Origin of the sequence: Pseudomonas sp. OA65 (genome assembly GCF_017498305.1) — a bacterium.
Taxonomy (GTDB): Bacteria; Pseudomonadota; Gammaproteobacteria; order Pseudomonadales; family Pseudomonadaceae; genus Aquipseudomonas; species Aquipseudomonas zanjanensis.
The window spans coordinates 1-5,911 of sequence record NZ_JAGDEZ010000084.1 but is presented as its reverse complement, the minus strand read 5'-3'; the positions used below and the strand labels follow the sequence as shown (position 1 = coordinate 5,911).

Genomic DNA, 5,911 nt, shown 5'->3' with positions numbered 1-5,911 from the left:
TGGCTCAGCAATCGTTGGTTACATCTTTGATTTCTCGCGGAGTAACTTGTGATGCTGATAATCTGTTGACTAGCAGTCTGACTCCACAAGCACCCACACGAATTGCTTGATTCAGTTGTTAAAGAGCAGTTGGTTGAGCCTTTCGTCTCAACCGAGGCGCGCATTCTACAGCGCCCCGTGTATCTGTCAAGCGGTTATTTTAAGAAGTTTTCAAAGTTTCGCTTCGGAAACATCAACAACTTCAACCACTTGCGCTTCCGATCTCTCGTTAGCGGGAGGCGAATTCTACAGCGTTACTCGCTGCTGTCAACACCTCTTTTCACCGCTTTCGATCGAGAAGACCGAATCGCCGATAGAGCTAAACAACACCGCTCTATCTGCTCCTTCCGGGCTTCGATGAACTGAAGCCCAACACCTTCGAAACCTACTTAACTCATTGAATCTCAAGGAGTTTTCCGTTTCGACTGCGCCGGAAGTGGGGCGAATTATAGACTTCCAGAATCTGCCGTCAACCCTTAATTTCGCTTTTCTATCAATAAGTTGCGCAGCACCGGAAATCGCCCTTTAAAAACCCCTCTATATAGAAGAGCGCGCTCAAAGAACCCCTGCCTCCCTGAATGCCGCCACTGCCGCTTCATCCAACCCCAACACTCGCTGCAATACCTCCAGCGTATGCTCCCCTAATAAAGGGGGCGCATTGCGATACTCCACCGGCGTCTCGGACAGTCGAATCGGGCTGGCCACCTGCGGCACGCTACCAGCCAATAGATGAGGCAACTCCATTGCCAATCCACGCGCTTGCACCTGAGGGTCGGCAAACACTTGGGCAAGGTCGTTGATTGGCCCGCACGGCACACCTGCCTGCTCCAACTGGACCACCCACTCAGCGGTGGTCTTGAACACCGTGGCCTGGCGGATCAACGGAATCAACACCGCACGGTTTGCGACCCGCAGCTTGTTCGTGGCAAAACGCGGATCATCAGCCCACTGCGGCTGCCCGGCCACCTCAGCGAACTTGCGGAACTGGCCGTCATTACCCACAGTAAGGATGAAGTCGCCGTCAGCCGTAGGAAAATCCTGATAAGGCACGATGTTCGGATGAGCATTGCCCAGCCGCTTCGGCGCATTGCCTGTAGTCAGGTAGTTCATCGCCTGGTTGGCCAGGCAAGCCACCTGAACATCCAGCAAGGCCATGTCGATGTGCTGCCCTCCGCCGACATGATCCCGATGAGCCAGCGCCGCCAAAATGGCAGCCGTCGAATACAACCCTGTAAGGATATCCGTCAGCGCAACCCCCACCTTCACCGGCCCCGCGCCCTCATCACCCTCCGGACGGCCGGTCAGGCTCATCAAGCCCCCCAGCCCTTGGATCATGAAGTCATACCCGGCACGCTTGGCATAAGGGCCGGTTTGGCCAAACCCAGTGATCGAGCAGTAGATCAATTGCGGATTGATCGCCTTCAGCGAGTCATAGCCCAGGCCATACGCGGCCAGGCCGCCCACCTTGAAATTCTCGATCAGGATATCGGACTTGGCCGCCAGCTCCCGCACCAGCCGCTGACCCTCTGGTCGCGTAAAATCGATAGTCACCGACTGCTTGTTGCGATTGGCCGACAGATAATAGGCAGCTTCGGTCGTGTTCTCGCCTCGGGCATCCTTCAGGAAGGGCGGCCCCCAGGCGCGCGTATCGTCACCATTGCCGGGACGCTCGACCTTGATGACGTCAGCCCCCAGGTCCGCCAGGATCTGTCCGGCCCACGGCCCGGCCAGAACCCTCGATAAATCCAATACCCGCAGATGCGAAAGCGCGCCCATGACCGTTCTCCTATTAATAGAACGCCTGGATACCGGTCTGCGCACGCCCCAGGATCAGCGCATGAACGTCATGTGTGCCTTCATAGGTGTTCACGACTTCCAGGTTCACAAGATGGCGAGCGATACCGAATTCATCGGAAATACCGTTGCCGCCCAGCATGTCCCGCGCCATCCGAGCAATATCCAACGACTTGCCGCAGGAGTTGCGCTTCATGATCGAGGTAATCTCGACTGCCGCCGTGCCCTCATCTTTCATACGCCCCAAACGCAGGCAACCCTGCAGCGCAAGCGTAATTTCAGTCTGCATGTCGGCCAGTTTCTTTTGGATCAACTGATTGGCCGCGAGCGGACGACCGAACTGCTGGCGATCCAGCGTGTACTGGCGAGCGGTGTGCCAGCAGAATTCAGCGGCCCCCAAAGCCCCCCAGGAGATCCCGTAGCGCGCCGAGTTCAGGCAAGTAAACGGGCCTTTCAGGCCACGGACATCAGGGAAAATGTTCTCTTCCGGGACGAATACATTGTCCATGACGATTTCGCCGGTAATCGAAGCGCGCAGCCCGACCTTGCCGTGGATAGCTGGCGCGCTCAGTCCCTTCCAGCCTTTTTCAAGAACGAAACCGCGGATATCGCCAGCATCGTCCTTACCCCAGACGACAAAGACATCAGCGATCGGACTGTTGGTGATCCACATCTTGCTGCCCGTCAGGCTGTAGCCACCTTCCACTTTGCGCGCACGAGTAATCATCGCGCCTGGGTCGGAACCGTGGTTCGGCTCGGTCAGACCAAAGCAGCCGATCCATTCGCCAGACGCCAGCTTCGGCAAATACTTCTGCTTTTGTGCCTCGGTCCCGAATTCATTGATCGGCACCATGACCAGTGAGGACTGCACGCTCATCATCGAGCGATAGCCGGAATCGACGCGCTCCACTTCACGAGCGATCAGGCCGTAGCTGACGTAGTTCAGCCCGCTGCCGCCGTATTGCTCAGGAATGGTTGCCCCCAGCAGGCCCACTTCACCCATCTCGCGGAAAATCGCCGGGTCGGTTTTCTCATGGCGGAACGCCTCCAGCACTCGCGGGGCCAGTTTCTGCTGGGCGAACTGCTCGGCAGTGTCGCGGATCATGCGTTCTTCTTCCGTGAGCTGCTGATCCAGCAACAATGGATCGATCCAGTTGAAGCTCGCTTTACCGGCCATGAAAGAGTTCCTCGCCAATTAAATGAATGTCGTGGATTGATCCTAGGCGCGGTTTCCTACAAGGGCAAACGAGGATTACGCACTATGCTGTGCTAATTTCTCACTCCGTAAACGCCATAAACCCTGTTTAAGCAGCTATTGAGTGAGGCTTACGTACATGCGCCGTAAAATCCCCAGCACCGCTGCCCTGGTCAGTTTCGAGGCTGCCGCACGCCATGAAAGCTTCACCAAGGCCGCGCAGGAGCTTTCTCTTACGCAAGGCGCTATCTGCCGACAAATCGCCAGCCTGGAAGACTTTCTCAGCGTGGAGCTTTTCCGACGCTCGCATCGCGGCGTCAAACTGACCGAAGCAGGTCTTTCCTACAGCCGTCGGGTTGCCACCCAACTGGATGCCGTCGAGCGCGACACACTTTCCGTAATGGGACATACCGGCGCAAACGTGATCGAGCTGGCCGTGGTTCCGACTTTCGGCACCCAATGGCTGCTGCCGCGCCTCAAGGACTTCCAGCAGGAACACCCGGAAGTCACCGTCAACTTGACCAACCGCACACGCCCCTTTCTCTTCGCGGACACGGAGTTCGATGCTGCCATTTATTTTGGTGACGCGGACTGGTCCGGTACCGAGTCCCACAAGCTGATGGGTGAGAATCCGATGCCGGTATGCAGTCCTGCCTTACTGGGAGACCAGAAGAGCCTGACACCGGAGGCCATCGCCGATTTGCCCTTGCTCCAGCAGACGACTCGTCCGTATGCGTGGCGCCAGTGGTTCAACGCTCAGAACCTGAATATTGCGCGAGACCTGACAGGCCCTCGTTATGAACTATTCTCCATGCTCGCCCAAGCAGCCATGCACGACATGGGCATTGCGCTGATTCCGCCCTTTTTGATTCAGCGCGAGCTTGCAGAGCAAAGATTGGTCGTGGCCAACCGTAACGCGCTGTCGAGCATCAAGGCCTACTACCTGATGATTCCAGAGCGGAAGGTCGAATCTGCCTCTCTTCGAGCTTTTCGTGATTGGTTGGTGAAACAAGCTATTGGCTATCACCTTGATTAATAAGGGAAAGCAAAAACCCTACTTAGGTAGTCAACTAACAAAAGACGCTACAGATATAAGTTTATGTCGCATTCAGTCAATCTGTTATGAAACCCGTGCAGTAGTCTCCAAAGCGTCTAAACACATGGCTTAGAGCCATATCGCGCAGCGCATCAGCGCTTATTCATCTGGCCGATGGGAAAAATTGTCAATTTGAACCTAAATCCTTGGAAAGCACGGCCCACAAGGGCTGCCGATCGATAATTGCGACATTCGGTCACAGGGTGACTTGTAGTTAATTTTCCGTCACCCGTCATAATCCCTTGAAGGGCTGAATTTTCGCCTGCAAAATGCCGCGCCCCGCCTGGTTTGGCGGGATCGTGCTGATCGGCCGCCCCAGCCGCACCATCCGAAGTGCCTGGGTTTACTCAATAAGATCACGCAGGAGATTTGACGTGCACATTGGTGTTCCCCTCGAAACCCAAACGGGTGAAACACGGGTTGCTGCTACCCCGGAAACCATCAAGAAGTTGATCGGCCAAGGCCATAAAGTCACTGTCCAAAGCGGCGCCGGTATCAAGGCCAGCGTTATCGACAGTGCCTATGAGGCAGCGGGCGCAACCATTGGCAGCGCCAGTGATGCATTCGGGGCCGAACTGATCCTCAAGGTGGTCGCTCCCAGCGACAGCGAACTGACGCTGATCAAGAGCGGCACAGTTCTGGTGGGCATGCTCAATCCGTTCAACAACGAAACTATCGCCAAGCTGGCCGAACGCGGCATTACCGCTTTCGCCCTTGAGGCCGCGCCACGTACTTCCCGTGCCCAGAGCCTGGATGTGCTGTCGTCTCAGGCGAACATCGCCGGTTACAAAGCCGTGCTGCTGGCCGCTCATTACTATCCACGCTTCATGCCGATGCTGATGACAGCAGCGGGCACCGTGAAGGCGGCGCGCGTATTGATTCTCGGTGCGGGCGTGGCCGGGTTGCAGGCGATTGCCACGGCCAAGCGCCTGGGCGCCGTGATCGAGGCATCGGACGTGCGTCCGGCGGTGAAGGAGCAAATCGAATCCCTCGGCGCCAAGTTCGTCGACGTGCCTTACGAGACCGACGAAGAGCGTGAATGCGCGGTCGGCGTCGGTGGTTATGCCCGACCGATGCCGGCCAGTTGGATGCAGCGCCAGGCCCAGGCGGTGCACGAGCGCGCCAAGCAGGCTGACATCGTCATCACCACCGCATTGATTCCGGGCCGCAAGGCACCGACGTTGCTGAGTGCCGAAACCGTCGCGCAGATGAAACCCGGCTCGGTGGTCATCGACCTCGCGGCAGCCCAGGGTGGCAACTGTCCGCTGACCGTGGCTGATCAGGTGGTGATCGAGAACGGCGTCACCATCGTCGGCCCGACCAACCTGGCCGGTGAAGTCGCAGCCGATGCTTCGGCGCTGTACGCCCGGAACCTGCTGGACTTCCTGAAGCTGGTCTTCACCAAGGAAGGTCAGTTCGACGTGAACCTGGAAGACGACATCGTCGCCGCGTGCCTGATGTGCCGCGACGGCCAAGTCATCCGCAAAAACGCCTAAGCAGGGATTCAGACAATGGAAGAGCTTATCTCCCCCGGTATCTACAACCTGATCATCTTTGTGCTGGCAATTTATGTCGGTTATCACGTGGTCTGGAACGTAACGCCCGCGCTGCACACGCCATTGATGGCGGTGACCAACGCTATTTCGGCGATCGTAATCGTCGGCGCCATGCTCGCCGCCGCCCTGACCGTAACGCCGCTGGGCAAGACCATGGGCACCCTCGCCGTGGCCCTGGCCGCGGTGAACGTGTTCGGTGGCTTCCTGGTGACGCGCCGCATGCTTGAGATG

Annotated in this window: 5 protein-coding genes; 3 read left to right on the top strand and 2 right to left on the bottom strand. The window is 57.4% G+C overall.

Annotated features, from left to right (window positions below):
* Window positions 1–594: 594 nt before the first annotated feature.
* A complete protein-coding gene (locus J3361_RS29110) occupies window positions 595–1,815 on the bottom strand; it encodes a CaiB/BaiF CoA-transferase family protein (RefSeq protein WP_207967435.1) in 1,221 nt (406 codons plus the stop codon).
* A gap of 13 nt (window positions 1,816–1,828) precedes the next feature.
* Entirely contained in the window at window positions 1,829–3,010 is a 1,182-nt protein-coding gene (locus J3361_RS29105; RefSeq protein WP_014335919.1) for an acyl-CoA dehydrogenase, read from the bottom strand.
* Window positions 3,011–3,167: 157 nt separating this feature from the next.
* On the opposite strand from J3361_RS29105, the gene J3361_RS29100 reads away from it, so the two are divergent.
* The 3 genes from J3361_RS29100 to J3361_RS29090 all read left to right on the top strand — a co-directional run.
* Window positions 3,168–4,064 carry a LysR family transcriptional regulator gene (locus J3361_RS29100; RefSeq protein WP_207967434.1) on the top strand — a complete coding sequence of 299 codons (897 nt, stop codon included), beginning with the start codon at window positions 3,168–3,170 and terminating at the stop codon, window positions 4,062–4,064.
* Window positions 4,065–4,498: 434 nt separating this feature from the next.
* On the top strand, window positions 4,499–5,620 hold the full coding sequence (locus tag J3361_RS29095; RefSeq protein ID WP_207967433.1) for a Re/Si-specific NAD(P)(+) transhydrogenase subunit alpha: 1,122 nt from the start codon (window positions 4,499–4,501) through the stop codon (window positions 5,618–5,620).
* A 15-nt stretch (window positions 5,621–5,635) separates the two neighbouring features.
* On the top strand, window positions 5,636–5,911 hold a 276-nt coding region (locus J3361_RS29090), incomplete at its 3' end, for an NAD(P) transhydrogenase subunit alpha (RefSeq protein WP_207967432.1).

What these genes read in the sequence shown, in the direction of transcription:
- J3361_RS29110 (WP_207967435.1), bottom strand. Translation starts at nt 1,815, where the DNA reads ATGGGCGCGCTTTCGCATCTGCGGGTATTGGATTTATCGAGGGTTCTG.
- J3361_RS29105 (WP_014335919.1), bottom strand. Translation starts at nt 3,010, where the DNA reads ATGGCCGGTAAAGCGAGCTTCAACTGGATCGATCCATTGTTGCTGGAT.
- J3361_RS29100 (WP_207967434.1), top strand. Translation starts at nt 3,168, where the DNA reads ATGCGCCGTAAAATCCCCAGCACCGCTGCCCTGGTCAGTTTCGAGGCT.